Source organism: Streptomyces sp. NPDC029151, from assembly GCF_055564315.1.
In genome coordinates, this window is the sequence record NZ_JBVHWQ010000001.1 from 1,011,022 (window position 1) to 1,034,559 (window position 23,538).

General features: G+C 74.4%; 22 protein-coding genes. 10 read left to right on the forward strand and 12 right to left on the reverse strand.

What is annotated here, in order from left to right:
• Window positions 1–71 precede the first annotated feature (71 nt).
• Window positions 72–2,732 carry a cellulose binding domain-containing protein gene (locus tag ACZ4VF_RS03900; RefSeq protein ID WP_467922987.1) on the forward strand — a complete coding sequence of 887 codons (2,661 nt, stop codon included), beginning with the start codon at window positions 72–74 and terminating at the stop codon, window positions 2,730–2,732.
• 305 nt (window positions 2,733–3,037) lie between these two features.
• On the opposite strand, the gene ACZ4VF_RS03905 is transcribed toward ACZ4VF_RS03900, so the two are convergent.
• Window positions 3,038–3,787, reverse strand: coding sequence for a class I SAM-dependent methyltransferase (locus tag ACZ4VF_RS03905; protein ID WP_467922989.1), 750 nt, complete (start codon window positions 3,785–3,787; stop codon window positions 3,038–3,040).
• Window positions 3,788–3,792: 5 nt separating this feature from the next.
• Complete coding sequence (locus tag ACZ4VF_RS03910; RefSeq protein ID WP_467922991.1) at window positions 3,793–4,098, reverse strand: 4a-hydroxytetrahydrobiopterin dehydratase; 306 nt, start codon at window positions 4,096–4,098, stop codon at window positions 3,793–3,795.
• Between the two features lie 86 nt (window positions 4,099–4,184).
• On the opposite strand from ACZ4VF_RS03910, the gene ACZ4VF_RS03915 reads away from it, so the two are divergent.
• From ACZ4VF_RS03915 to narJ, 3 genes are all read left to right on the forward strand, one after another.
• Complete coding sequence (locus tag ACZ4VF_RS03915; protein WP_467922993.1) at window positions 4,185–5,012, forward strand: helix-turn-helix domain-containing protein; 828 nt, start codon at window positions 4,185–4,187, stop codon at window positions 5,010–5,012.
• A gap of 98 nt (window positions 5,013–5,110) precedes the next feature.
• Window positions 5,111–5,974 (forward strand): helix-turn-helix domain-containing protein, encoded by an 864-nt coding sequence (locus ACZ4VF_RS03920; protein ID WP_467922995.1) that lies wholly within the window; start codon window positions 5,111–5,113, stop codon window positions 5,972–5,974.
• 153 nt (window positions 5,975–6,127) lie between these two features.
• The gene (gene narJ, locus ACZ4VF_RS03925; RefSeq protein WP_467922997.1) at window positions 6,128–6,595 is read left to right on the forward strand and encodes a nitrate reductase molybdenum cofactor assembly chaperone; all 468 of its coding nucleotides are present in this window, start codon (window positions 6,128–6,130) and stop codon (window positions 6,593–6,595) included.
• A 63-nt stretch (window positions 6,596–6,658) separates the two neighbouring features.
• On the opposite strand, the gene ACZ4VF_RS03930 is transcribed toward narJ, so the two are convergent.
• The 5 genes from ACZ4VF_RS03930 to ACZ4VF_RS03950 form a co-directional block, all read right to left on the reverse strand.
• The gene (locus ACZ4VF_RS03930; RefSeq protein WP_467922999.1) at window positions 6,659–7,084 is read right to left on the reverse strand and encodes an OsmC family protein; all 426 of its coding nucleotides are present in this window, start codon (window positions 7,082–7,084) and stop codon (window positions 6,659–6,661) included.
• Window positions 7,085–7,151: 67 nt separating this feature from the next.
• Window positions 7,152–8,885 (reverse strand): vWA domain-containing protein, encoded by a 1,734-nt coding sequence (locus ACZ4VF_RS03935; protein ID WP_467923766.1) that lies wholly within the window; start codon window positions 8,883–8,885, stop codon window positions 7,152–7,154.
• A 50-nt stretch (window positions 8,886–8,935) separates the two neighbouring features.
• Window positions 8,936–9,997, reverse strand: coding sequence for an ATP-binding protein (locus ACZ4VF_RS03940; RefSeq protein WP_467923001.1), 1,062 nt, complete (start codon window positions 9,995–9,997; stop codon window positions 8,936–8,938).
• A 79-nt stretch (window positions 9,998–10,076) separates the two neighbouring features.
• Window positions 10,077–12,164 carry a phage holin family protein gene (locus ACZ4VF_RS03945; protein ID WP_467923003.1) on the reverse strand — a complete coding sequence of 696 codons (2,088 nt, stop codon included), beginning with the start codon at window positions 12,162–12,164 and terminating at the stop codon, window positions 10,077–10,079.
• A 145-nt stretch (window positions 12,165–12,309) separates the two neighbouring features.
• On the reverse strand, window positions 12,310–12,741 hold the full coding sequence (locus ACZ4VF_RS03950) for a hypothetical protein (protein ID WP_467923005.1): 432 nt from the start codon (window positions 12,739–12,741) through the stop codon (window positions 12,310–12,312).
• 84 nt (window positions 12,742–12,825) lie between these two features.
• Between ACZ4VF_RS03950 and ACZ4VF_RS03955 the strand changes: the two genes are divergently transcribed.
• Both ACZ4VF_RS03955 and ACZ4VF_RS03960 read left to right on the forward strand, forming a co-directional pair.
• Window positions 12,826–13,599, forward strand: coding sequence for an MBL fold metallo-hydrolase (locus ACZ4VF_RS03955; RefSeq protein WP_467923767.1), 774 nt, complete (start codon window positions 12,826–12,828; stop codon window positions 13,597–13,599).
• Complete coding sequence (locus tag ACZ4VF_RS03960; protein ID WP_467923007.1) at window positions 13,596–14,234, forward strand: DedA family protein; 639 nt, start codon at window positions 13,596–13,598, stop codon at window positions 14,232–14,234. The genes ACZ4VF_RS03955 and ACZ4VF_RS03960 overlap by 4 nt, the downstream gene beginning before the upstream one ends.
• Here ACZ4VF_RS03960 and ACZ4VF_RS03965 read toward each other — a convergent pair.
• The 3 genes from ACZ4VF_RS03965 to ACZ4VF_RS03975 form a co-directional block, all read right to left on the reverse strand.
• Window positions 14,217–15,371: an MBL fold metallo-hydrolase gene (locus ACZ4VF_RS03965; protein WP_467923009.1), complete on the reverse strand. Its 1,155-nt coding sequence runs from the start codon at window positions 15,369–15,371 to the stop codon at window positions 14,217–14,219. The two genes, ACZ4VF_RS03960 and ACZ4VF_RS03965, sit on opposite strands and share 18 nt — an antisense overlap.
• Window positions 15,368–16,624 (reverse strand): aminotransferase class I/II-fold pyridoxal phosphate-dependent enzyme, encoded by a 1,257-nt coding sequence (locus ACZ4VF_RS03970; RefSeq protein ID WP_467923011.1) that lies wholly within the window; start codon window positions 16,622–16,624, stop codon window positions 15,368–15,370. Before ACZ4VF_RS03970 ends, ACZ4VF_RS03965 begins: the two co-directional genes overlap by 4 nt.
• Window positions 16,625–16,731: 107 nt before the next feature.
• The gene (locus ACZ4VF_RS03975) at window positions 16,732–17,556 is read right to left on the reverse strand and encodes a hypothetical protein (protein ID WP_467923013.1); all 825 of its coding nucleotides are present in this window, start codon (window positions 17,554–17,556) and stop codon (window positions 16,732–16,734) included.
• 343 nt (window positions 17,557–17,899) lie between these two features.
• Between ACZ4VF_RS03975 and ACZ4VF_RS03980 the strand changes: the two genes are divergently transcribed.
• The 4 genes from ACZ4VF_RS03980 to ACZ4VF_RS03995 all read left to right on the forward strand — a co-directional run bounded on the left by ACZ4VF_RS03980 (window position 17,900) and on the right by ACZ4VF_RS03995 (window position 21,348).
• Window positions 17,900–19,696, forward strand: a complete 1,797-nt coding sequence (locus ACZ4VF_RS03980) for a thiamine pyrophosphate-requiring protein (RefSeq protein WP_467923015.1) — start codon at window positions 17,900–17,902, stop codon at window positions 19,694–19,696.
• Between the two features lie 76 nt (window positions 19,697–19,772).
• On the forward strand, window positions 19,773–20,150 hold the full coding sequence (locus ACZ4VF_RS03985) for a DUF2795 domain-containing protein (RefSeq protein ID WP_467923017.1): 378 nt from the start codon (window positions 19,773–19,775) through the stop codon (window positions 20,148–20,150).
• Entirely contained in the window at window positions 20,147–20,800 is a 654-nt protein-coding gene (locus ACZ4VF_RS03990; RefSeq protein WP_467923018.1) for a diguanylate cyclase, read from the forward strand. The genes ACZ4VF_RS03985 and ACZ4VF_RS03990 overlap by 4 nt, the downstream gene beginning before the upstream one ends.
• Window positions 20,801–20,805: 5 nt before the next feature.
• A complete protein-coding gene (locus tag ACZ4VF_RS03995; protein WP_467923019.1) occupies window positions 20,806–21,348 on the forward strand; it encodes a type 1 glutamine amidotransferase domain-containing protein in 543 nt (180 codons plus the stop codon).
• Window positions 21,349–21,469: 121 nt separating this feature from the next.
• Here the strand turns inward: ACZ4VF_RS03995 and ACZ4VF_RS04000 are convergent, their stop codons facing one another.
• Complete coding sequence (locus ACZ4VF_RS04000; RefSeq protein WP_467923020.1) at window positions 21,470–21,757, reverse strand: DUF6158 family protein; 288 nt, start codon at window positions 21,755–21,757, stop codon at window positions 21,470–21,472.
• 122 nt (window positions 21,758–21,879) lie between these two features.
• Window positions 21,880–23,499: an ABC-F family ATP-binding cassette domain-containing protein gene (locus ACZ4VF_RS04005; protein ID WP_467923021.1), complete on the reverse strand. Its 1,620-nt coding sequence runs from the start codon at window positions 23,497–23,499 to the stop codon at window positions 21,880–21,882.
• Window positions 23,500–23,538: the final 39 nt, after the last annotated feature.

The following is a 23,538-nucleotide window of genomic DNA, read 5'->3' on the forward strand; positions in this document are numbered from 1 at the left end:
CGACGGGCGGCCCCCACCCGGCTGGGGGCCGCCCCGTCGTCGCGCGCTCCCCTCCAGGAAGGACCCCCACCGTGCGAAGAACCCGCGTCCTCACCGCCGTACTGGCCCTCGCCGCCGGGCTGCTCGCCGGCACCCCGCCCGCGCTGGGCGCCGCCGGCGCCCCGAAGGCGGCCCTCGCCGCCGACACGTACACCTGGAAGAACGCCCGGATCGACGGCGGCGGCTTCGTCCCCGGGATCGTCTTCAACCGCTCCGAGAAGAACCTCGTCTACGCCCGCACCGACATCGGCGGCGCCTACCGCTGGCAGGAGTCGACGAAGAGCTGGACCCCGCTGCTGGACTCGGTCGGCTGGAACGAGTGGGGCCACACCGGCGTGGTGAGCCTGGCCTCCGACCAGGCCGACCCGGACCGGGTGTACGCGGCCGTCGGGACGTACACCAACAGCTGGGACCCGACGGACGGCGCCGTGCTGCGCTCCGCCGACCGGGGCGCGAGCTGGCGGAAGGCGGACCTGCCGTTCAAGCTGGGCGGCAACATGCCCGGCCGGGGCATGGGCGAGCGGCTCGCGGTCGACCCGCACAGGAACAGCGTGCTGTACCTGGGCGCGCCCAGCGGCAAGGGCCTGTGGCGGTCGACGGACTCCGGGGCGACCTGGTCGCAGGTGACGAACTTCCCCAACCCCGGCACCTACCAGCAGGACCCGGGCGACACGACGGGATACGCGAGCGACAACCAGGGCATCGTCTGGGTCACCTTCGACGAGTCGACGGGGTCGGCCGGGACCGCGACGAGGACGATCTACGTCGGGGTCGCCGACAAGGACAACGCCGTCTACCGCTCCACGGACGCGGGCGCCACCTGGACCCGGCTGGCCGGGCAGCCCACGGGTCATCTGGCGCACAAGGGCGTCCTCGACGCCGAGAACGGCTACCTCTATCTCGCCTACAGCGACAAGGGCGGCCCCTACGACGGCGGCAAGGGCCGGCTGTGGCGGTACGCGACGGCGACCGGCACCTGGAAGGACATCAGCCCGGTCGCGGAGGCCGACACCTCCTACGGCTTCAGCGGACTGACCGTCGACCGGCAGCACCCGGGCACGGTGATGGCGACGGCGTACAGCTCCTGGTGGCCGGACACGCAGATCTTCCGCTCCACCGACAGCGGCGGCAGCTGGACGAAGGCCTGGGACTACACGTCGTACCCCGACCGCTCGAACCGGTACACCATCGACGTGTCCTCCTCCCCCTGGCTGACCTTCGGGGCGGACCCGTCCCCGCCCGAACAGACGCCGAAACTGGGGTGGATGACCGAGTCCCTGGAGATCGACCCCTTCGACTCCGGCCGGATGATGTACGGGACGGGCGCGACGATCTACGGCACCGAGAACCTGACCGCGTGGGACAGCGGGGGCACCTTCACGGTGAAGCCGATGGTGCGGGGCCTGGAGGAGACGGCCGTCAACGACCTCGCGGCGCCGCCCTCCGGCGGTGCCCGGCTGTTCAGCGCGCTCGGTGACATCGGCGGCTTCCGGCACACCGACCTCACCGAAGTGCCGTCGATGATGTACACCTCCCCCACCTTCACCACGACCACCAGCCTGGACTTCGCCGAGTCCGACCCGAACACGGTCGTCCGCGTGGGCGACGTGGACTCCGGCCCGCACATCGCGTTCTCGACGGACAACGGCGCCGGCTGGTTCGCGGGCACGGACCCGCCGGGGGTCAGCGGGGGCGGCACGGTGGCGGCCGCGTCCGACGGCAGCCGGTTCGTGTGGAGCCCGGCCGGCACGGGTGTCCGGTACACGACGGGCTTCGGCAGCTCCTGGTCGGCGTCGAGCGGCATCCCGTCCGGCGCGATCGTGGAGTCGGACCGGGTCGACCCGAAGACGTTCTACGGCTTCGGGTCCGGGAAGTTCTACGTCAGCACGGACGGCGGCGCGACCTTCACCGCCTCCTCGGCGACGGGCCTGCCGAGCGGGGACGGCGTGCGCTTCAAGGCGCTGCCCGGCACCAGGGGCGACATCTGGCTGGCGGGCGGTGCCGCGGACGGGGCGCACGGCCTGTGGCACTCCACGGACGGCGGCGCGAGCTTCACCAGGCTGGCGGGCGTCGAGCAGGCCGACACGATCGGTTTCGGCAAGGCCGCGACCGGAGCCTCGTACCAGACGCTGTACACCAGCGCCGAGATCGGCGGGGTGCGCGGCATCTTCCGGTCCACGGACAGGGGCGCGACCTGGACGCGCATCAACGACGACGCCCACCAGTGGGGCTGGACGGGCGCGGCGATCACGGGCGACCCGCGGGTGTACGGCCGTGTGTACATCGGGACCAACGGCCGGGGCGTGATCTACGGCGACACCTCCGACACGAGCGGCGGGGGCGGGGGTACGACACCGGATCCGACCCCGGCCGGCGCCTGCACGGTGACGTACAAGATCTCCAACCAGTGGTCGGACGGCTTCCAGGCGGACGTGCGGCTCATCAACACCGGCTCGACGGCCTGGAACGGCTGGTCCCTCGGCTGGTCCTTCCCGAACGGCCAGAAGATCACGCAGATCTGGAACGCCGGCCACACCCAGTCGGGGCCGGCGGTGACGGTGAAGAACGTGAGCTGGAACGGCACCGTGGCGGCGGGCTCGTCGGTGGCCTTCGGCTTCACCGGGAGCTGGTCGGGCTCGAACGGGAAGCCGGCGTCGTTCAGGCTGGGCGAGAGGACCTGCACGACCGCCTGACCCCTCTGGTGCTCCGGCGGTTCCCGTGGTGTGCTGGTAGGAGCGGGAAGGACGCGTTCGACCACGCGGAGAAGCGGCCGACTGCCGTGCACCGCGCAATCCGGATCCGCGAGAAGCGGGTGGCGCCCTTCCCGTTCCTTCGCTGTCCCCGAGCGACGACCTCCGCCACCACCACGACCACGGCTCCGCCGTCCGACGAGCGCGAACCGCTGATGCCCCTCGCCGCTTCCGGCCCGTGCGCTCCGGCACCGTGGCCCTCGACGCGCGGGTGGCCGGCCGCCGGCCCGCCGTCATCGGCTCGCGGATCAGGCCGGCCCCGGCCTGCGGAAGGCCCGCAGGCTGAAGCGCGGGTCGGGGCGGGGGCGGTCCTGGTCGGGAAGGGCTGCCAGCCGCGCGGCGAACTCCTCGGTGCGCGGCTCGCCCGGCGGCAGCTGGGTGAACCAGCCGCGGCGCAGGTCGGCGATGGTGCTGCGCGGGCTGCGGCCCTGCCCTGTGCCGCGGAAGGAGCCCTGTCCGGCGGGCCGGAGCCCCACGCGGACGGCGTGCGCGGTGACGGTGTCCGCGGCGTCGGCCGCGGGGCGGCGCGGGCGGGCCGCGAGGACGGCGTCGATGTCGCTGCCGACGTTGTGCGCGGCGGCCTTGTCGACCGTGGTGACGTACACCCCGCCGGGCCGCAGCACCCGGGCGCACTCGGCGACCGCCGTGCGCAGGTCCTCCGGGTCGTCCAGCAGGTGCAGCAGCCAGATGCTGGTGACCGCGTCGAAGGTGCCGTCGGGGAAGGGCAGCCGGCGGCTGTCGGCCCGGACGACCGCGCCGGGCAGCCGGACCGAGGCCCGGCGGACCATGGCCGGGGTGAGGTCGGCGCCGGTCACCCGCAGCGCGGGACGCGCGGCGGCGAGCCGCCGGGTGACGATCCCCGTGCCGCAGGCGACGTCGAGGAGCCGTCCGGACGTCCCGGGTATCAGGCCGAGGACGGCCCGTGCGGCCTCGTGGGCGCGGGCCTCGCCGCCGCGCAGGGTGTCGTAGTGGTCGGCTTCCTTCTCGTAGTCGAGCACATCGCTCAGTGTGCCCCGTGGCCTGGGGCGATGTCCTCCACCCTGCGGGCGAGAGCGAAGTCCTGCTCGGTGACGGCGCCGCCCGCGCTGTGGGTGTTCACGCCGAGGGAGACGGTGTGGTAGCCGAGGGTGAGGTCGGAGTGGTGGTCCAGCTCCTCCTGGATGCCGGCGATGTGGACGACCAGCGCCGCCGCCGCGAAGTGCGAGCCGAGCCGGTAGGAGCGGGTGAGGCGGTCACCGTCCAGGGACCAGCCGGGCAGTTCGGCCAGCCGGTCCTCGATCTCCTTCTGCGACAGCGGTTCTACGGCCATGGCCGGGCTCCCTTCGGTGCTGCCCCCGTGCGGGGACGGCGGACGTGGGTTCAGCCTGCCATGCCGGCGGTACTAGGGTCGGCGGTATGCCTCTCGCCGTGTCCGGTCCCTCCGCCTCCGCCGCCGTCACCGACAGGGGTGTCGGCCCGCTGCTGCGCGCCTGGCGGGAGCGGCGCCGGATCTCCCAGCTGGAGCTGGCGCTGCGCGCCGACTCCTCCGCGCGGCACATCAGCTTCGTCGAGACCGGCCGGTCCCGGCCGAGCGAGGAGATGGTGCTGCGGCTCGCCGAGCGGCTCGAGGTGCCGGTACGGGAGCGCAACGCCCTGCTGCTGGCGGCCGGTTACGCCCCCCGCTATCCGGAGACTCCGCTGGACGATCCGGCGCTGGACGCGCTGCGCGACGGCATGGAGCGGCTCATCCGGGGCTACGAGCCCTACCCCGCGCTGGTGGTCGACGCCGGGTACACGGTCGTCGCCGCGAACCGGGGCATCGCCCTGCTGCTGGAGGGCGTGCCGGAGCACCTGCTGGCCCCGGCGCCGAACGCGATGCGGCTGACCCTGCACCCGGAGGGGCTGGCGCCGCGGATCCGGAACCTGCGGGAGTGGCGCGGGCACCTGCTGGCCCAGATGGAGCGGGAGATCGCCCTGCACCGCTCGGACCGGCTGCGCGCGCTGTACGAGGAGGTGGCGGGCTACCCGGTGGCGGAGGAGCCGCCCGGCGGCGAACCGGCCGGGCCGGTACCGTACTTCGCCCTGCCGCTGCGCATCGAGCACGCCGGCCGGGTGCTGTCGTTCGTGTCCTCCATCTCCACCTTCAACACCCCGATGGACGTCACGGTCGCGGAACTCGCCATCGAGACGTTCCTGCCGGCGGACCCCGCGACCGCGAAGTACCTGCACACTCTGGTGGGTTGACCGGAACCCGGGGCGGCCGGTCGCCTCGGGCACGTGTGCGAGGCGGCGACCCGTGACAGACTGCTCCCCGCGGATCGGCGCGTAGGGGAGGGCGTGGCGTGAGTGAACGGCGGGCTGCGCCCACCGTGGGGCAGGTGGTGCTCGGCAAGCGGCTGCAGGAGCTGCGGGAGGCGGCGGGGCTCAGCCGTGACGAGGCCGCCCGGGTCCTCAGGGTGGCGTCGGCGACCGTACGGCGGATGGAGATGGCCGAGGTCGCGCTGAAGATCCCCTACGTGCAGGTGCTGCTGGGCACCTACGGGGTGCCCGAGGAGGAGGCCGACGCGTTCGTGCGGCTGGCCGAGGAGGCGAACCAGCCGGGCTGGTGGCAGCGGTTCCACGACGTGCTGCCGGACTGGTTCAGCCTGTACGTCAGCCTGGAGGGCGCCGCCCGGATCATCCGCTCCTACGAGCCGCACTTCGTGCCCGGTCTGCTCCAGACCGAGGAGTACGCGCGGGCGGTGCTGGAGGCCGGGACGATCGGGCAGAGTTCGCCGGAGACGGTCGAGCGGCACGTGTCGCTGCGCATGGAGCGGCAGCGGCTGCTGGAGCGGGACGACCCGCCCCACCTGTGGGTGATCATGGACGAGACGGTGTTCCGGCGTCCGGTGAGCATGCGCCCGCGGGTGCTGCGGGACCAGCTGGACCGGCTGCTGGAGTACGCCGTACGGGACCGGGTCACGCTGCAGATAGCGGAGTTCGCGGCGGGCCCGCACCCGGGGACGTACGCGCCGTTCACGCTGTTCCGGTTCGCCGAGCCGGAGCTGCCGGACATGGTGTTCACCGAGTACCTGACCGGCGCGCTCTACCTGGACGCGCGCCGGGAGGTGGCCGCGCACCTGGAGGTGCTGGACCACATGACGGCCCGGGCCGCGTCCGCCCGGCGCACACTGGAGCTGCTGCGCGAGCACCGCGGGCGGCTCTGAGCGCCGGGTGACCCGTACGGGTCTGCGGACGGGTGCGTGGCGGGAGCCGCCCCTAGCTTCTGAGTACGGGGTGTTACCCGGGGAGGCCTGGCTTCTGAGTACGGGGTGCTTCCCGGGGAGGCGGCGTACGTCCGACGACGCGAAGGAGGCCTGATGCCCTCGGACGCGGTGCTCTACCAGGCGGCGGCCCTGTGCCTGACCTATCCGGACGACGACCTGATCGCCCGGCTGCCGCTGCTGCGCGAGGCCGCCCCGCAGCTGCGGGCGTTCACCGACCACGCGGCCCTCACCCCGCCGCGGGAACTGGCCGCGCACTACGTGCGGGTCTTCGGCCTCGCGGACCGGCACGGCCTCTACCTGAGCCGGTGGCCCGACGGCGAGCCCGGGTGCCGCGGGACGTCCCTGGTCCGCTTCCGGGACGCGTACCGCCGGCACGGCCTGGAGTGCAGCGCCGAGGAGCTGCCCGACTTCCTGCCGGCCGTGCTGGAGTTCACCGCGCGGACCGGCGACACCGGCCTGCTCGCCGACCACCGCGACGGCCTGGAGCGGCTGCGGGCGCGGCTGACCGGCTACGGCACGCCGTACGCCGGTGTGCTGGACGCGGTGTGCGCCACGCTCTGACCGCCGGGCGCGAAGGCGGTGCCGCGCCCCTCGTCAGGGCGCGGCACCCGGGGCCGGCGGGCCTCAGGCCAGCTCGGCCGTCAGCGTGATCGTCGTACCGGTCAGGGCCTGGCTGACCGGGCAGTTCTTCTTGGCGTCCTCGGCGGCCGAACGGAAGGCCTCCTCGTCCAGGCCGGGCACCTCGCCGCGCACGGTGAGGTGAATGCCGGTGATGCCCTCGCCCGGCTGGAAGGTGACGTCGGCCTTGGTCTCCAGCCGGGTGGGCGGGGTGCCGGCGCCGGTCAGGCCGTGCGAGAGGGCCATGGAGAAGCAGCTGGAGTGGGCGGCGGCGATCAGCTCCTCGGGGCTGGTCTTGCCGTTCGCCTGCTCGGCGCGCGAGGGCCACGACACCGGCTGCTGGCCGATGCCGGAGGAGTCGAAGGTGACGACTCCGTTGCCTTCGAGCAGGTTGCCTTCCCAGACGGTGTGCGCGGTGCGCGTGGTTGCCACGATGCGTCCTTTCGCGAGTGTCGCGGTTCCGGGGTTCCCGGATCCCCCTATCCGATCACATCCGGGCTCATCGCACTCTGAAGACCGGCCCACGCGGCGTGAACGGCAGGTGACGTCCCTGCGGGATCAGATACGCGTGTTCCCTGCGCACCCGCAGCACGTCGCACCAGCCGTCGGTGACGACCAGCACCGGCGCGGTCGGCGGGAAGTCCTCGGCCCGGTGCAGCAGGTCGATGCCGGGCTGCAGGACCGTACCGCCGCGCCCGTGCACCCGGACCCGGCTCGCGATCTCGGTGACCGGCAGATAGCCGGCGTCGTGCGGGGCCGCGTCGCAGAACACCACGCGCGCGGCCGGTACGTCGCGGGACTCCGCGTAGGAGGCGATCGCGCCGAGCGCCTTGCCGAGCAGGCCGTGCCCCATCGAGCCGGAGGTGTCGAGGACCACCCCGAAGGTGCAGCGGGCGACCTCCTCCGGCGGGAAGTACCGGCCCGCGCGCGGGATGTCGGGGGTGGAGGCCTGGCGGCGCGCGGGCCGGGCGTAGGTCCGTACGGGCTCGGGGCGGGGCACGAACTCGTCGAACCAGCGGGCCAGCCGGGCGTCCCAGGGCAGCGGCGGGTGGCTGAGGGCGCGGATCTCCTCGACCAGGCCGCCGGGCAGGAAGCCGCGTTCCTGCGCCCGGTGCAGGTCCAGGCCCCGGGTGAGGCCGCGGCGGTAGAACTCGTCCAGGTCGACGGGGTCGCGGACCGGGCGGAGCGGGCCGCCGAGGACGTCGCCGGTGCCCTTGCCGCGCAGGGTGGCCAGGCGGCGCATCCGGCGCAGGTCGCCGGCGATGCGGTCGTAGACCTCCTCGGCGGACAGGCCGGCCAGCTGCGGGTCGTACAGCAGTCCCTCGGGCATGGTGCCGACCCGCATCTCGACCAGCCAGCCGTTGATGACGTAGTCGCAGGCGACGTTGAACAGGTAGGGGTCGCGGGCGCCACAGCGGTCGCCGTGGCGCAGGGCGGCGTGCAGCATCTCGTGGGCCAGGACGAACCGCCACTCCTCGTCCTCGAAGGTGCGCAGCGGGTTGACGTAGACCTCGCCGGCCTCGGGGTCGACGGCGGCGATCTGGATGCCGTGGGCGCGGGCGAGTTCGGCGTCGGCGACCAGGGTGAGGCCGGCCGCGATGCCCCCGAGCAGCGGGTAGGAGGAGACGAACCAGCTGAGGGCCTGCTCCCAGGGGCGCCGCACGGCCGGCTCGCCGTCGAGGTTGTCCCGGCGACCGCCGGCCATGTCCATCGCGGCGGACACGGTGCGGGTCAGGGCGGTGGCGAAGGCCAGCTGGCGGTCCGGGGCGGGGCCGCGCCAGTCGAGCCAGTCGGTGAGTACCTGGTCGGGCGCGGAACCGGCGGTGCCGCAGCGCTCGTAGGCGGGCGGCAGTCCGTGGGCGCGCCAGCGGGCGGCGAGCCGCTCCTCGTCGCCGTCGGGGTAGCTCGCGGGCAGTTCCTCCGGGGTGGTGCCGACGGGGAAGCCGAGCAGGAAGCGGTTGACGACGACGCAGCGGGCCGCGAGGTCGTACCGGTCGGGCTGCTCGCGCTGTCCCTTGGCGGCCGGCAGGTGGCCGAAGCCGAGGTGGAGGGCGGCGTGCGCGAGCGCCCACGCCCAGGCGCCGGGCGCGGCGAGCCGGTCCGGGCGGGCGTGCACGGTGCCGTCGGAGTCGGTGACGAGCAGGCCCTCGTGCGGGGCGAGGGCGCAGCTCTCGCTGCGGCAGACGTCGAAGTCCACGGCGGCGAGGGCGGGGTTGGCGCGCAGCAGCCGCATGCCCTCGGCGAACGCCTCGCCGGCCGGGTCGCGTCGCTTCTTCGGCGGGCTCACCGCCGCGCCTCCACCAGGCGGGGCATGTCCCGGGCGGCCTCGACCAGGAACCACGAGGGCAGCACCGGGTTGCCGTCGGCGTCGGAGGCGATCACGGTCTGGGCGACCTCGACGGAGATCTCGGCGAGCTGTACCAGCAGCGACTTGGCGCGGTAGGCGGTCTGCCGGCCGCTCGCCGACATGTGCTCCTTGCTGGCGGGCAGCTCCTTCACGAGCCGGCCGCGGAAGGACTCCGCGAGGTAGTACAGCAGGTCGCGGTCCTGGACGCGGTGCGGCCAGCGGGCGTCGCCCTTGAGGATCGCCTCGATCCCGAACCGGCTGCGCACGACCTTGACGTAGCCGCAGAACGCGGTGGCGTGCGCGGGGGTCAGGGTGCCGTGCGCGAGGACGTCCAGCGTCGGCTCGTCCAGGCCGGGGCCGAAGGAGTGCAGGGCGTCGGAGAGCATGTGCCAGGAGCGGGGCGTGGAGAACGGCTCCTCGGTCTTGGGCGGCTTGGACCACAGGTGATCGGGCCGGTCGGTGAGGTGGTCCACGATCCACGGGTGGATGCCGTTCTCCCCCGCCCAGGCGAGCCAGTCCCGGGCGGACACCTCCAGGTGGACGTGGGTGAGCCGGTTGACCAGGGCGGAGGCGAGCGGCCGGGCCAGGGCGTTGTCGGTGGAGCGGTTCCCGGCGCCGATGACGATGGACCCCGCCGGCAGCTCGTAGTTCCCGATCCTGCGGTCCAGGATCAGGGAGTAGAACGCCTTCTGCACGTCCGGGGTGGCGGCGTTGAGCTCGTCCAGGAACAGGCAGTACGGCTCGTCCCGCGCGATCGCCTCCGGCGGGCAGAACACCGACCGCCCGTCCCGGATCTGCGGCACGCCGATCAGGTCCTCGGGCGCGAGCTGCGTGCCGAGCAGGCTCACGCACTCCAGTCCCAGCGATTCGGCGAACTCCCGCACCAGGGACGACTTGCCGATCCCCGGGGCTCCCCACAGGAAGACGGGCCGGACGGTGGCCAGGCCGAGGAGCAGCTCGGGGACACGGGCGGGGGTGACGGTGACGGCGGCCTGCAAGGCGAGGAGTCCTTGGGGTGTTCGAGGGGCGGGTGACTCGAACAGTCTGGGTCCGCCGCGGTGCGCGCGCAGCCGATTTTCAGGCGGCCCGCTCCGCCTCCACCTCCGGCGCGAGGGGTACCCGGGGTCCGGACAACTCGCCCAGCCAGCGGCGCAGTACGCGGTGGACGTGCTCGGCGCCGGCCGGTTCCCCGCCGTCCTCGGCCGGGGCGGACAGGTCGCGGGGGGAGAGCAGGAACGGGTGGGACTGGGCGCCGCCGAGGCCGCCGTGGGAGCCGATCTGCTCCTCGAAGGCGAGGACTTCGCCGTCGGCGGGGTCGTAGGCGGAGTTCACCATGATGTCGGCGGTGTGCGGGAAGGAGTGGGTGCGGCGGACGGCGTCGGCGGCGCCGGGACCGAAGGGAACCAGCGGGCCGGGCTCGTCGTCCAGCCCGGCCAGCGGGATCTCGGCACCGTGGGCGCCCAGCACCAGGCCGCCGTGCTCCTCGCTGCGCACCAGCAGGAAGCCGATGCCCGGGTGGTTGGCGAGGGTGGGGAGCAGGGCGGGGTGGCGGGCGTCGATCTCCTCCTTGGTCATGCGGTGCGGGACGTCCGGGAAGGAGACCAGGCCGAGGTTGCCGGAGGCCAGCACGATCGGCTCGGAGCCGCGGGCGGGGCGGTGCTGCCCGGTCTTGGCCTCCTCCGGCCGGCGCAGGGCGGCACGGACGGCGGCGCGGGCCTCGGCGCCGCTGTGCGTGCGCTCCGCCCGGCGCGGGACGGGCAGTCCGCAGCCGGCCCGGACGAGGTCGCCGAGGGTGAGGCCGTAGCGGGAGCGGAAGGTTTCGCCGGGGCTCTGTCCGTGGTCGGAGAGGACGACGATCCGGTAGGGGCGCGGGGCGTGTTCGGCGACGCGTTCGAGGAGGGCGAGGGACCGGTCGAGGCGCCGCAGGACCTTCTCGGCGTCCCGGCTGTGCGGGCCGGAGTGGTGGGCGACCTCGTCGTAGGCGACCAGGTCGGCGTAGACGCAGGTGCGGCCGGCGAGCATGTCGCCCATGACCGCGGCGACCACGACGTCCCGTTCGACGACGGTGGCGAAGGCGCGGACGAACGGGTAGAGGCCGCCCCGGGAGACGCGCGGACGCTGCCCGCGCAGGCGGGCACGGGTGGACTGGCCGATCTCGCGGGCCACCTCGGCGACGAAGGACAGGGCGGTGCGGACGGCGTTCGCGGGGTCGGAGAAGTAGGCGAAGTAGCCGGCGCGGGAACGGTTCTCCCGGCCGCGGCGGCGGGTGGCGATCGACAGCACGAGGGCCTGTTCGCCGGCCCCGCCGCTGAAGAGGTTGCCGCGGCTGGCGCCGTCGGCGGTGAGCAGTCCGCCGTCACCGGTGTGCCGTGCGGCCCGGCGTTGCAGCTCGGCGGCGCTCGTCGGCCGGTTGCAGACCATCACCTCACCGCGGTCCTTCTCGTACCAGCGGAAGGCGGGCACGTCGAAGGTGCTGCCGTGCAGGATGCCGAGCTGGCTGGCCCCGGTCTGGCTGGACCAGTCGGTGCGCCAGGGGGTCAGGCGGTGGGAGGAGCGGACGCCGTCCGCCGCCGGGCCGGGGGTCAGCCAGCGGGCCACCGTCGGCATCAGGCCCTTGCGGACGGCGTCCACGAGGACGTCGTGGCCGACGCCGTCGAGCTGGACGCAGACCAGGCCCGGGGCGGTGGGGCAGGGCGGATGGGCGCGGCGGCCGCGGGTGGCGAGGCGGTGCAGCCGGTGGCGGTAGGCCTCGTCGTCGCGCACGGCGAGGGCCCCTCCGGTGGCGGAGGCGACGGCGGACATCGCGGCGGCCACGATGACGGCGGTCTCCGGGGCGACCACGCCGCGGCCGGAGGGGTTGACGCGCAGCGCGAGCAGCAGCAGCGAGCCGTTGAGGAAGAAGACCAGCAGGCCGAGGACGAACGCGGGGACGAGCAGCAGCAGTCGGACCAGGACCGGCCAGGCCACCGCGGACAGGATGCCGAAGGCGCCGGCGCCGCAGGCGGCGGTGACGGCTATGCGGGTGGTGGTGTCACCGTCGGCGGACTGGAGCTGGAAGTCGGGCAGCAGCACGGCGAGGACCAGCATGGTGACCGTGGAGACCGCCCATACGGCGACGCTCCGCCCGATCTGACTGGCGATCCGCCGCCACCGCACCCCTCGCACGCCCCGTACACCTCGTGTCCCGGCCCTCCCCCGCCCCCGTGGGCGGGCGGGCCCCGTCTCGCTCCGCCGGCCCGGCCGGGCCGTCCTCCACCTTGTCACACGGGGTGCCGCCGGCCCGGGCGGGCCGTCGGGGGCCGCTGCCGGGTCACCGCCCGTCGTAGCCGGCCGTCGGCATCGACAGCCGGCGGTGCACCCGCGCCTTCATCTGCGCGTCGTACGCCGGCTCGGCCCGCCCCACCGTCTCCACCCGCACCCCCCGGCGCGCGCACTCGGCGGTGAACTCCTCCACCGACGACAGGGCCCGGCGCAGCACCCGGATGCTGGGCGCGACGAACACGTCCACCCCGGGCCGCACCCCGTCCCAGAGCGCGCAGTGGTCGAAACGCAGACCGCCGACGAGAAGTTCCCGGGCGACCACGTAGCCGCGCTCGGCGGCCCAGCGGGCGCACATGGCGTGCTGGCTGCGCGAGTCCACCAGGAAGGGGTCGGCCTCCAGCTCCTCCAGGGGCGTCAGACTCGCGATGGCGGTCACCCGCACCGTCGTGAGCGCGCCGAAGGCACCCCGCGGCTGTCCCATGGCGTCCCCCTCACCTCCGGGTTTCGCCGCCGACCCTACTCCTGCCCGTAGGCTTCGGGGAGTCGCGTGAAGGAGGCGAAGAGGGTGCCGGTGGAGATCACCTGGTGGGGTCACGCCACCTGTGCGCTGGAGGATGCGAACACACGGGTGGTGACCGACCCCTTGTTCGCCCGACGGCTGGCCCATCTCCGCCGGCGCCGGGGTGCCGTACCGCCCGCCGAGGCCCGCCGCGCCGACGTGGTGCTCGTGTCGCACCTCCACGCCGACCACCTGCACGTGCCGTCGCTGGCGTGCTTCGCCCCGGGCACGCGCCTGCTCGTGCCCCGGGGCGCACCACGGGCGGTACCCGGTCTGCGCCGGCTGCGGCACCTGCGGATCACCGAGGTGGTGCCCGGTGACGAGGTGCGGACGGGCGGGCTGCTGGTCCGGGTGGTGCCGGCGCTGCACGACGGGCGGCGGCTGCCGGTGGGCCCGAGGCGCTCGCCCGCGCTGGGCTACGTCGTCCAGGGCGAGGCGCGCACGTACTTCGCCGGGGACACCGGGCTGTTCGACGCGATGGCCGAGCGGGTCGGGCCGGTGGACGCGGCGCTGCTGCCGGTGGGCGGCTGGGGGCCGTATCTCGGGGAGGGGCACCTGGACGCGGGGCGGGCGGCGCGGGCGCTGGCCGGGCTGGCGCCGCGGGTGGCGGTGCCGGTGCACTACGGGACGTACTGGCCGATCGGCATGGACGCGGTGCGCCCGCACGAGTTCCACGCGCCGGGTGACGAGTTCGTGCGGCTGGCGGCGGCCGCCGCGCCCGGGGTGGCGGTGCACAGGCTGGGGCACGGGGAGAGCGTGCGGCTGGAGGTCGCCCGGTGACGTGGTTCACCGACGCGTCGAGAGCCGTGACGCCCGAGTACACGCAAGCGGCGGCGGGTTACCCGTCGCTGTTCCTCCTGGTGCTGATCGGGGCGCTGGTACCGGTCGTGCCGACGGGCGCGCTGGTGAGTTCGGCGGCGGTGGTGGCGTTCCACCGGACGGAGCCGTTCTCCCTGGCGCTGGTGTTCGCGGCGGCCTCGCTGGCCGCGTTCCTGGGGGACGCGTCGCTCTACTGGCTGGGGCGGCGCGGGATGCGGTCGAAGAACGGGTCGCGGTGGCTGGAGGCGATACGGTCCCGGGCGCCGGAGGAACGTCTCGCGCAGGCGCGGGAGAAGCTGGCGGAGCACGGGGTCGCCGTGCTGGTGCTGTCCCGGCTCGTCCCCGCGGGGCGGATACCGGTGATGCTGGCCTGCCTGATGGCGGAGTGGCCGCTCCGGCGGTTCTCGCGGGGCAACCTGCCCGCGTGTCTGGCCTGGGCGGCCACCTACCAGGTGATCGGCATCCTGGGGGGCTCGTTGTTCCGGGAGCCCTGGGAGGGGGTCGTGGTGGCGGTGGCGCTGACCGTGCTGTTCAGCGTGGCGCCCGGTGTGTGGCGGCGCCTTCGCTCGGGGCGCGCCTCAGTCCAGGATTCCTGAACCGCCGACCGGCAGGTCCCACAGGTCCTCTCGTGCCAGCCCCGCCTTCTCCCAGGCCGTCCGCACCCGCGTGAGCGGTTCCAGCACGGGCTCCGCCGAGAGCACGAACGTGCCCCAGTGCATGGGGGCCATGCGGCGGGCGCCGAGGTCCAGGGTGGCCTGGACCGCTTCCTCCGGGTCGCAGTGGACGTCGCTGAGCCACCAGCGGGGGTCGTAGGCGCCGATGGGCATGAGGGCGAGGTCGATGCCGGGGTAGCGGTGGCCGATGCGGGTGAACCAGTGGCCGTAACCGGTGTCGCCGGCGAAGTAGACGCGCTGCCCCTCGGGCGCGGTGAGGACCCAGCCGCCCCAGAGGCTGTGGCAGGTGTCGGTGAGGGTGCGCTTGGACCAGTGGTGGGCGGGCACGAAGTCGAAGCGGACCCCGGAGAGTTCCGCGCCCTCCCACCAGTCCAGCTCGGTGACGACGGTGAACCGGCGGCGGCGGAACCAGCGGCCGAGCCCGGCGGGGACGAACACCGGGGTGTCACGCGGGAGCCGGCGCAGGGTGGGGGCGTCCAGGTGGTCGTAGTGGTTGTGGCTGATGACGACGGCGTCGACGCGGGGCAGGGTCTCCCAGGGCACGCCCACCGGGGTGACGCGGGCCGGAGTGCCGAGGATGCGGCGGGACCACACGGGGTCGGTGAGCACGGTGAGCCCGCCGGCCTGGACGATCCAGCTGGCGTGTCCGGCCCAGGTGACGGCGAGGGCGCGGGTGTCGACGCGGGGCGGCGGGGCCGGCGCGTACGGCAGGCGGGGGATGTCGGCGAGGCCTTCGGCGCCGGGGCGCACGGCGCCTTCGCGGGCGAAGCGGGCGAGGGCCTTCAGGCCGGGCAGCGGGGCGGTGAGCCGGTCGTGGAACGTCCGGGGCCAGACCCGGCGTTCGCCCAGCGGGCGGGGCTCGGCCAGGGGCGGGACGGGGGGCGCGAAGGCCGGCGCGCCGGGTCCGGCGGCTGCCGTGGCCGCCGTGGTCGTCGCGGCTGCCGTGGCCGTCGTAGCCGTCGTGGCCGCCGTAGCCGTCGTGGCCGCCGTAGCCGTCGTGGTTGTCGCAGCCGTCGTGGTCGTCGGGGCCGGGCCGGGCTCATGCGTCTGCTGCGTCATCGAGGGGACTCCCATCGCTGAGCGTCGCGGAGATCGTCGAAGGCCGACCTCAAGGAGGTCAACGCGCGGTGGAGGTGGGGAAGGTCCAACGGGTCGGGTGACGTGAGGCATTCCGTGCGATCCTCGTCCGTGCCGCCCAGCAGCGGCCCGGTGGCGAGCCGTACGCGCAGCGCCCCGAGGTCGTCGCCGAAGCGGTGGCCGCCGGGCGCGGGCATGCCGAGCCGTGCGGTGAGCAGGTCCTCCAGTTCCTGTGCGTCGCCGACCCCTTGGGCGGCGAGCGGTTCGCGCAGCGGGGCGAGGTCGGCGTACAGATGGCGGCCGGCCTGCGGGGGCCGGGCGAGCGCACCGGCGGCGACGACCGCGGTGTGGGCGGCGGCGGCCACGCGCGCGTGCAGCCGTACGGTGGCCTCGCGGCGTTCGCTGACGGGCGGCGGTTCGTCGAGGGCGTAGCCGGCGGCCGCGGCGACGGGGCCGGCGATGCGGGCGCCGAGGGCGGTGAGGATGTCGAGCACGCGCGCGTGCAGGTGCCGTCCGACGCCGGTGAGCGGGAAGCGGGCGACGGCGGCGGGCCAGCCGGGCGGCAGCAGGGCGCCGGCCAGGTCGGTGACGACGGTGACCTGCTCGGGCCACATCTCCGCGGGGCTGAGCAGCACGGTCTCGCGCGGGGCGTGCACGGTGTCGCGCCAGGTCTCGTCGCTGACCAGGTGCAGGCCCTCGGCGGTGGCGGCCTCCACGGTCTCGTGCAGCAGTTCGGGCGGGGCGACGGTGGCGGTGGGGTCGTCGGCGACGGACAGCACCAGCAGCCGGGGGTCGCCGCCCTCGGCGCGGACCCGGCGCACCGTCTCCAGCAACGCGTAGGGGTCGGGGACGCCGCCGCTCTCGGCCGGGGTCGGCACGTGGTAGGCGGGCCGGCCGAGCACCCGGGCGTACGGCGCCCACCAGGCGGCGCAGGGCCGGGGTACGAGGATGTCCGCGCCGTCGCCGGCGAGCGCGGCGGTCAGCGCCAGCAGCAGGGCGGGGGCGCCGGGTCCGGCGGCCACCTGGTCGGGGACGGTGGGCAGTCCGCGCCGGGTCCAGTAGCCGCAGGCGGCCTCCAGCAGGGCGGGGGCACCGCCGACGGGCTGGACGTCGGCGCGGCTCGCGGCGGCGGCGAGCACGGCCGAGAGTTCCGGGAGCACGGGCAGGCCGTCGGCGGGGAGGGGCGGGCCGTAGCGGACGGGGCCGTGGCCCTCACCGGGGTCCGTCCGCCGCATGTCCGCCTCCGCGCAGTCCGTGTCTTCCCGTGGTCTCCGGGCGGTGCTCTCGGGAACCTGTCTACCCCCCGGGCGGCTCTCCATGGGCGGGGCCGGAGTCGCCCAGGTCACATGCTGGGGGGTTCGCCGCCCAGGAGGCGCCGGCGGCCGTGCAGCCGGTAGGCGGCGCCCGCGCAGGCGGCGGCCAGGCAGGCGGCGCCGGCCGCGAGCGCCGGCACCGAGTCGTTGAAGGTGCCGCCCGCTCCCGCGTCCACGCCTCGCTGGACGGCTGCCGAGCCCTGCCCGTCCGGACAGTCGGCGCCGTGGGAGTCCGGGCACGCGTGGTCGCCGCGCACCCCCTCGTCGTGCCCGGTGTTCCCCCATCCGGAACCATCCTGCACACCCTCCTGGTGTCCGGCGCCGTCCCGCCCGGAGCCATCGCGTCCGGTGCTCTCCCGGCCCGCACCGTCCGGCCCGGCACTCTGCCTGCCCGCACCGTCCGGCCCGGCACTCTGCCTGCCCGCACCGTCCGGCCCGGCGCTCTGTCTCCCCGCGCCATCGGGGCCGGCACTCTCCCGGCCGGCGCCGACCTCACCCGTACCGTCGCGCACGGCCCCGAGCCGGTCGGCACCGTCCGGGCCCACGAGAGCGGACCCGGCGCCGTCCGGCCCCCCGACGGCCGCCCCGGCACCGTCAGCCTCCGACACGCCGGCCACCGCGCCGTCCGGCACCGCGCCGGCCTGCCCGCCCCCGTCGGGCACGGCACCCTCCGGTCCTCCCCCGGAACACGGCGCACCGGCCGGTGACGTGCCGTCGGGGATGTCCGGCACCAGTGCGGTGACGGGATCGCAGGACGCGGGGCCGGCGGGGACGGCGGACGCGGCCGGGCCGGTGAGGGCGAGCACGGCACCGGCGGCGAGGGCGACGGACAGGGCGCGGGCGGTGCGGCGCATGGGAGGTGCTCCTCGGCGGACTACGGGGAAATGACGGCGGGCTGGGGCGCACTGCTGCGGTACGGCGGACGCCGGCACACCGGTACGGCGGCGGCGCCGCCAGGTGCCCGGGTACGGGGCACGGGGCGTGCCCCCGCTGCCATGACAGCCCGCGCGCGGCCGTACCGCGCGCGGCCGGAGCCCATTCGCGCGACACGCGGGGCCAGGCGGGTGACGGCGCTCCCGGCGCGCCCCCGCGGCACCGGCACGCGGCGGTGCCCGGAGGTTTTCCGTCCCCCTCGCAGGTCACTCGGTATCCGCTGACCGCATCGTCCGCTTCGTACTGCACCGGGGAGGTCTCTACATGAGCACCAAGGTCGCCGACCACATTCTGGAGCGCTTGCGCGCCTGGGGCGTGGAACAGGTCTTCGGCTATCCGGGCGACGGCATCAACGGGCTGCTCGCCGCCTGGGGCCGCGCCGAGGACCAGCCACGGTTCATCCAGTCCCGGCACGAGGAGATGTCCGCCTTCGAGGCCGTCGGGTACGCGAAGTTCAGCGGCCGCATCGGAGTGTGCGCGGCGACGTCGGGACCCGGCGCGATCCACCTCCTCAACGGTCTGTACGACGCGAAGCTGGACCATGTGCCGGTGCTGGCGATCGTCGGCCAGACCAACCGGACCGCGATGGGCGGCTCCTACCAGCAGGAGGTCGACCTCCACACGCTGTACAAGGACGTCGCCTCGGAGTTCGTGGAGACGGTGACGGTTCCCGAGCAGCTGCCGAACGTGCTGGACCGGGCGATCCGCACGGCGTACGCCCGGCGCTGCCCCACCGCCCTGATCATCCCGGGCGACGTGCAGGAGCTGGACTACTCCCCGCCGACGCACGAGTTCAAGATGGTGCCTTCCAGCCTGGGCATGAGCGAGTACTCCATGACCCCGACGGACGAGGCGCTGCAGCGGGCCGCGGACGTGCTGAACGCGGGCGACAAGGTGGCCGTCCTGATCGGACAGGGTGCCGCGGGTGCGGTCGCGGAGGTGCGGGAGGTCGCCGAGCTGCTCGGCGCGGGCGTGGCGAAGGCGCTGCTCGGCAAGGACGTGCTGAGCGACGAGCTGCCGTACGTGACGGGGCCGATCGGACTGCTGGGCAGCCGGCCGTCGTACGAGATGATGCGGGACTGCGACACGCTGCTGACGATCGGCTCGTCGTTCCCGTACACCCAGTTCATGCCGGACTTCGGCAAGGCGCGCGGCGTGCAGATCGACATCGACCCGCACATGATCGGCATGCGCTACCCGTACGAGGTGAACCTGGTCGGTGACGCCCGGTCGACGCTGCGCCGGCTGATCCCGCTGCTGAAGACGGACCGCGGCGGACGCGAGTGGTACGACACGGTGTGCGCGAACGTGAAGCGCTGGCACGAGACGATGGAGCGGCGGGCCGCGCTGGCGGCCGATCCGATCAACCCGGAGTACGTGGCCCGGGCGCTGGACCCGCTGCTGCCGGACGACGCGATCCTCACCTCGGACTCCGGTTCGGTCGCCAACTGGTACGCGCGGCACATCACGATGCGGCCGGGCATGCGCGGCTCGCTGTCCGGGACGCTGGCGACGATGGGCCCGGGCGTGCCGTACGCGATCGGCGCGAAGTTCGCCCACCCGGACCGGCCGGTGATCGCGCTGGTCGGGGACGGGGCGATGCAGATGAACGGCCTGGCGGAGATGATCACGGCCGCGAAGTACAAGGACCGCTGGTCGGATCCGCGGCTCGTGGTGGCCGTGTGGAACAACCAGGACCTGAACCAGGTGACGTGGGAGATGCGGGCGATGGAGGGAGCCCCCTCCTTCCTGCCGTCGCAGTCGATCCCGGACGTGCGGTACGCGGAGTTCGCCCGTTCGCTCGGGCTGACCGGCATCCGGGTGGAGAAGCCGGAGGACGTGGAGTCGGGCTGGCGGGCCGCGCTGGCGGCGGACGGCCCCGTGGTGATCGAGTTCCTCACCGACCCCGCCGTGCCGCCGATCCCGCCGCACGCCACCTGGGAGCAGATGGAGGCGACGGCCGCGTCGATCCTGAAGGGGGACGCCGACCGGGGTTCGATGATCAAGCAGGGGCTGAAGGCGAAGGTGCAGGAGTTCCTGCCCGGCCGGGAGAAGCGGTAGCCGTGCGGCACGAACCCCGTGTCGGATACGCGGCACCGGGTACGCGGTCCGGACCTTCGACCCTCTGGAGGGAGACATGCAGCGAGGCAGTGACCGGCTGAGCGTCCACCGGGACGACGAGATGAAGCACGAACTGAAGGGTCTGCTCCGGTCCGGCCATCCCACACGCGCCGAGGAGTGGCACGACCCGGAGCCGGCCGCGGACGACGACCCGGAGGTCTGGGGCGGCCCGGTGGGCGGCCTGGGTTCTCCGGCGTCGCTGGAGCGGACCCGGTTGGAGCTGGCCCGGCACCTGAGCCGGCACTCCTTCCCCGCGAAGCCGGGAGAGCTGGCCCGGGTGCTGCGCCGCGGCAACGCGCCGGGCGGGCTGGTCGACGCGGTGGCCGGGCTGGGGCACGGGCACCGGTACGAGAACCTGGAGCAGCTGGCCGAGGCGCTGGCGGGCGGCGCATGAGCCGGGACCAGGCGGCGGAGATCGCGCGGGGCGCCACGGTCGACGTGGGGGACGTCACCACGCGGTTTCTGCTCTACGGGCTGCTGCCCGGATGGTTCCTGCCGGGGCTCGCGGACTGGGCGATGCACCGGCGCACCCGGATCGAGGACACGGCGGGGACCAAGGAGTCCCTGATCCACTCCCTGATGATGGCCGAGGTGGGCCTGCCCATCGCGCTCACCCTGCGCTACGAGGTCAACCCGCTGCTGCTGTCGGTACAGCTGGGCGCGGCGGCGGTGCACGAGGCGACGGCGCTGTGGGACGTGCGGACGGCCGTCGACAGCGACCGTGAGGTCAAGCCGGTCGAGCAGCACATCCACAGTTTCCTGGAGTCGCTGCCGTTCGGCGGGCTGGCCGCGCTGATGTGCCTGCACGCCGACCAGGTGCGGTCGCTGCTCGCCGGCGGGCGCGGGGACCCGGACGCCTGGCGTCTGGTGCCGCGCCGCCCCGGGCTGTCGCCGGGCTATCTGGCCGGCATCGGGCTCGCGATCGGTGCGTGCGTGCTGCTGCCCTACGGCGAGGAGCTGCTGCGCTGCCGGCGGGCGGCCCGGGCGCGCAAGCGCCGCGCCCGGGTCCACCGGGCGGTGCTGAGGAAAGTGAAAGGGAACTGACAATCATGCGTATCGCGTTTCTGGTGGCACCGGAGGGTGTCGAGCAGGTCGAGCTGACCGAGCCGTGGAAGGCAGCCTCGGACGCCGGGCACGAGCCGGTGCTGGTGTCGACCGAGTCCGGGAAGATCCAGGCCTTCAACCATCTGGACAAGGCGGACACGTTCCCCGTGGACGAGGTCGTGGCCGAGACCTCGGCCGGCTCCTTCGGCGGGCTCGTGCTGCCGGGCGGGGTCGCGAACCCGGACTTCCTGCGGATGGACGAGAAGGCCGTCGCGTTCGTGAAGGACTTCTTCGAGCAGGGCCGCCCGGTGGCCGCGATCTGTCACGCGCCGTGGACGCTGGTGGAGGCGGACGTCGTACGCGGCCGGGTGCTGACGTCCTGGCCGAGCCTTCGAACCGACATCCGCAACGCCGGCGGCACCTGGGTGGACGAGCAGGTGAAGATCTGCGACCACGGCCCCAACCAGCTGGTGACCAGCCGCAAGCCGGACGATCTGAAGGCGTTCTGCGACGCGTTCCTGCACGTGTTCGCCGGCGAGCCCGGCTGACCGTACGGGAAGGGCCGGCCGCACGCGGAGCCGGCCGCACCGGGAGAGTGTCGAGGGCCGGCCCGCGAAGGGCCGGCCCTTTCGGTGTGCCGTGGGGCCGGGGCGGGTGGCGGGGCCGGGGTCAGGTCGCGGGGGTTCCCGGAGCGGCCGCCTCGCCGCAGCCGCGTTCGCGGGCGCCCTCGCGCGTGCGGGCCGCGCTCACCAGGCGGCGGGGGTTGCGGCGCAGGTACTCGCCCTCCAGCTGGGCCATGCGCTCGTTGTGGGCCCGCAGCGCGTCGTTCGAGCCGTACAGGAGCGTGTCGTGGCGCGTGCGGTGGATCGTCTCCAGCTCCTTCATGAGCTGCTGGTCGTCCAGCCGGCTGGGGTCGACTCCGGTCATCGTGGTGCCCCGCTCGTCGTGTTCGTTCATGGGCTTCGGGTACCCGCCCGGCGCGCACTGCCCCCGGGCGATTTCCGGGAGGAATCCGTGGAGCTCGCCTTCCTGGACCCACTGTACGAACATCCCGGGCTCCGGGCCTGCGCGCGGGCGGGCTACCGGGCCCGCTGCACCCGCCGCTCGTCCCAGACCGGCTCCGGGGTCTCGCGGACCCGGCCGTCGCTGCCGAAGACCAGGAAGCGGTCGAAGGAGCGGGCGAACCAGCGGTCGTGGGTGACGGCGAGGACGGTGCCCTCGAAGGCCTCCAGCCCCTCCTGGAGCGCCTCGGCGGACTCCAGGTCGAGGTTGTCGGTGGGCTCGTCCAGGAGCAGGGCGGTGGCGCCGCGCAGCTCCAGCAGCAGGATCTGGAAGCGGGCCTGCTGGCCGCCGGAGAGCCGGTCGAAGCTCTGCTCGGCCTGCTGGGTGAGCTCGTAGCGGCGCAGCCGGGACATGGCGGCGCCCCGGTCCTGGGCGTGTTCCTTCCAGAGGATGTCGAGGAGGGTGCGGCCCTGGAGCTCGGGGTGGGCATGGGTCTGCGCGAAGTGGCCGGGTACGACCCGGGCGCCCAGCTTCCACCCGCCGGTGTGCGCGACGTCCTCGCCGGCGAGCAGGCGCAGGAAGTGGGACTTGCCGGAGCCGTTGGAACCGAGGACCGCGACCCGTTCGCCGTAGAAGACCTCCAGGTCGAACGGCTGCATCAGGCCGGTCAGCTCCAGCGCCTCGCAGGTGACGGCCCGCACGCCGGTACGTCCGCCCTTCAGGCGCATGGTGATGTCCTGCTCCCGGGGCGGCTCCGGCGGCGGGCCGGCCTCCTCGAACCTGCGCAGGCGGGTCTGGGCGGCCTGGTAGCGGGAGGCCAGCTCGTGGCTGACGGTGGCGGCCTGGCGGAGCGACAGGACGAGCTTCTTCAGCTGGGCGTGCTTCTCGTCCCAGCGCCGGCGCAGCTCCTCGAAGCGGGCGAAGCGTTCGCGGCGGGCCTCGTGGTAGGTGGCGAAGCCGCCGCCGTGCACCCAGGCGTCGGCGCCGGCCGGGCCGGGCTCCACGGAGATGATCTTCTGCGCGGCGCGGGAGAGGAGTTCCCGGTCGTGGGAGACGAACAGGACCGTCTTCCGGGTCTGCCGGAGCTGCTCCTCCAGCCACCGCTTGCCGGGCACGTCGAGGTAGTTGTCCGGCTCGTCCAGCAGCAGCACCTCGTCGGTGCCGCGCAGCAGCGCCTCCAGCACGAGCCGCTTCTGCTCGCCGCCGGAGAGGGTGCGGACCTGGCGCCACTGGGCGCGCTCGTAGGGCACGCCGAGCGCGGCGGTGGTGCACATGTCCCACAGCGTCTCGGCCTCGTAGCCGCGGGCCTCGGCCCAGTCGGCGAGGGCCTGCGCGTACCGCAGCTGGGCGGCCTCGTCGTCGACGGTCATGATGAGGTGCTCGGCCTCGTCGACCGCCCGCGCCGCCTCGCGGATGCGGGGCGGGGCGACGGAGACGAGCAGGTCCCGGACGGTCGTCTCGTCCCGCACGGAGCCGACGAACTGGCGCATCACGCCGAGTCCGCCGCTGACGGTGACGGTGCCGCCGTGCGGTTTCAGCTCGCCGGAGACCAGGCGCAGCAGCGTCGTCTTGCCGGCGCCGTTCGGGCCGACCAGCGCGACGGCGGCGCCTTCACCGACCCGGAAGGACACGTCGCCGAGCAGCGCCCTCCCGTCGGGGAGGAAATACTCCAGGTGCGCGGCTTCCAGGTGTCCCATGAGCAGGCATTCTCCGGGCCGACCCGTGCCCCGGGCAAA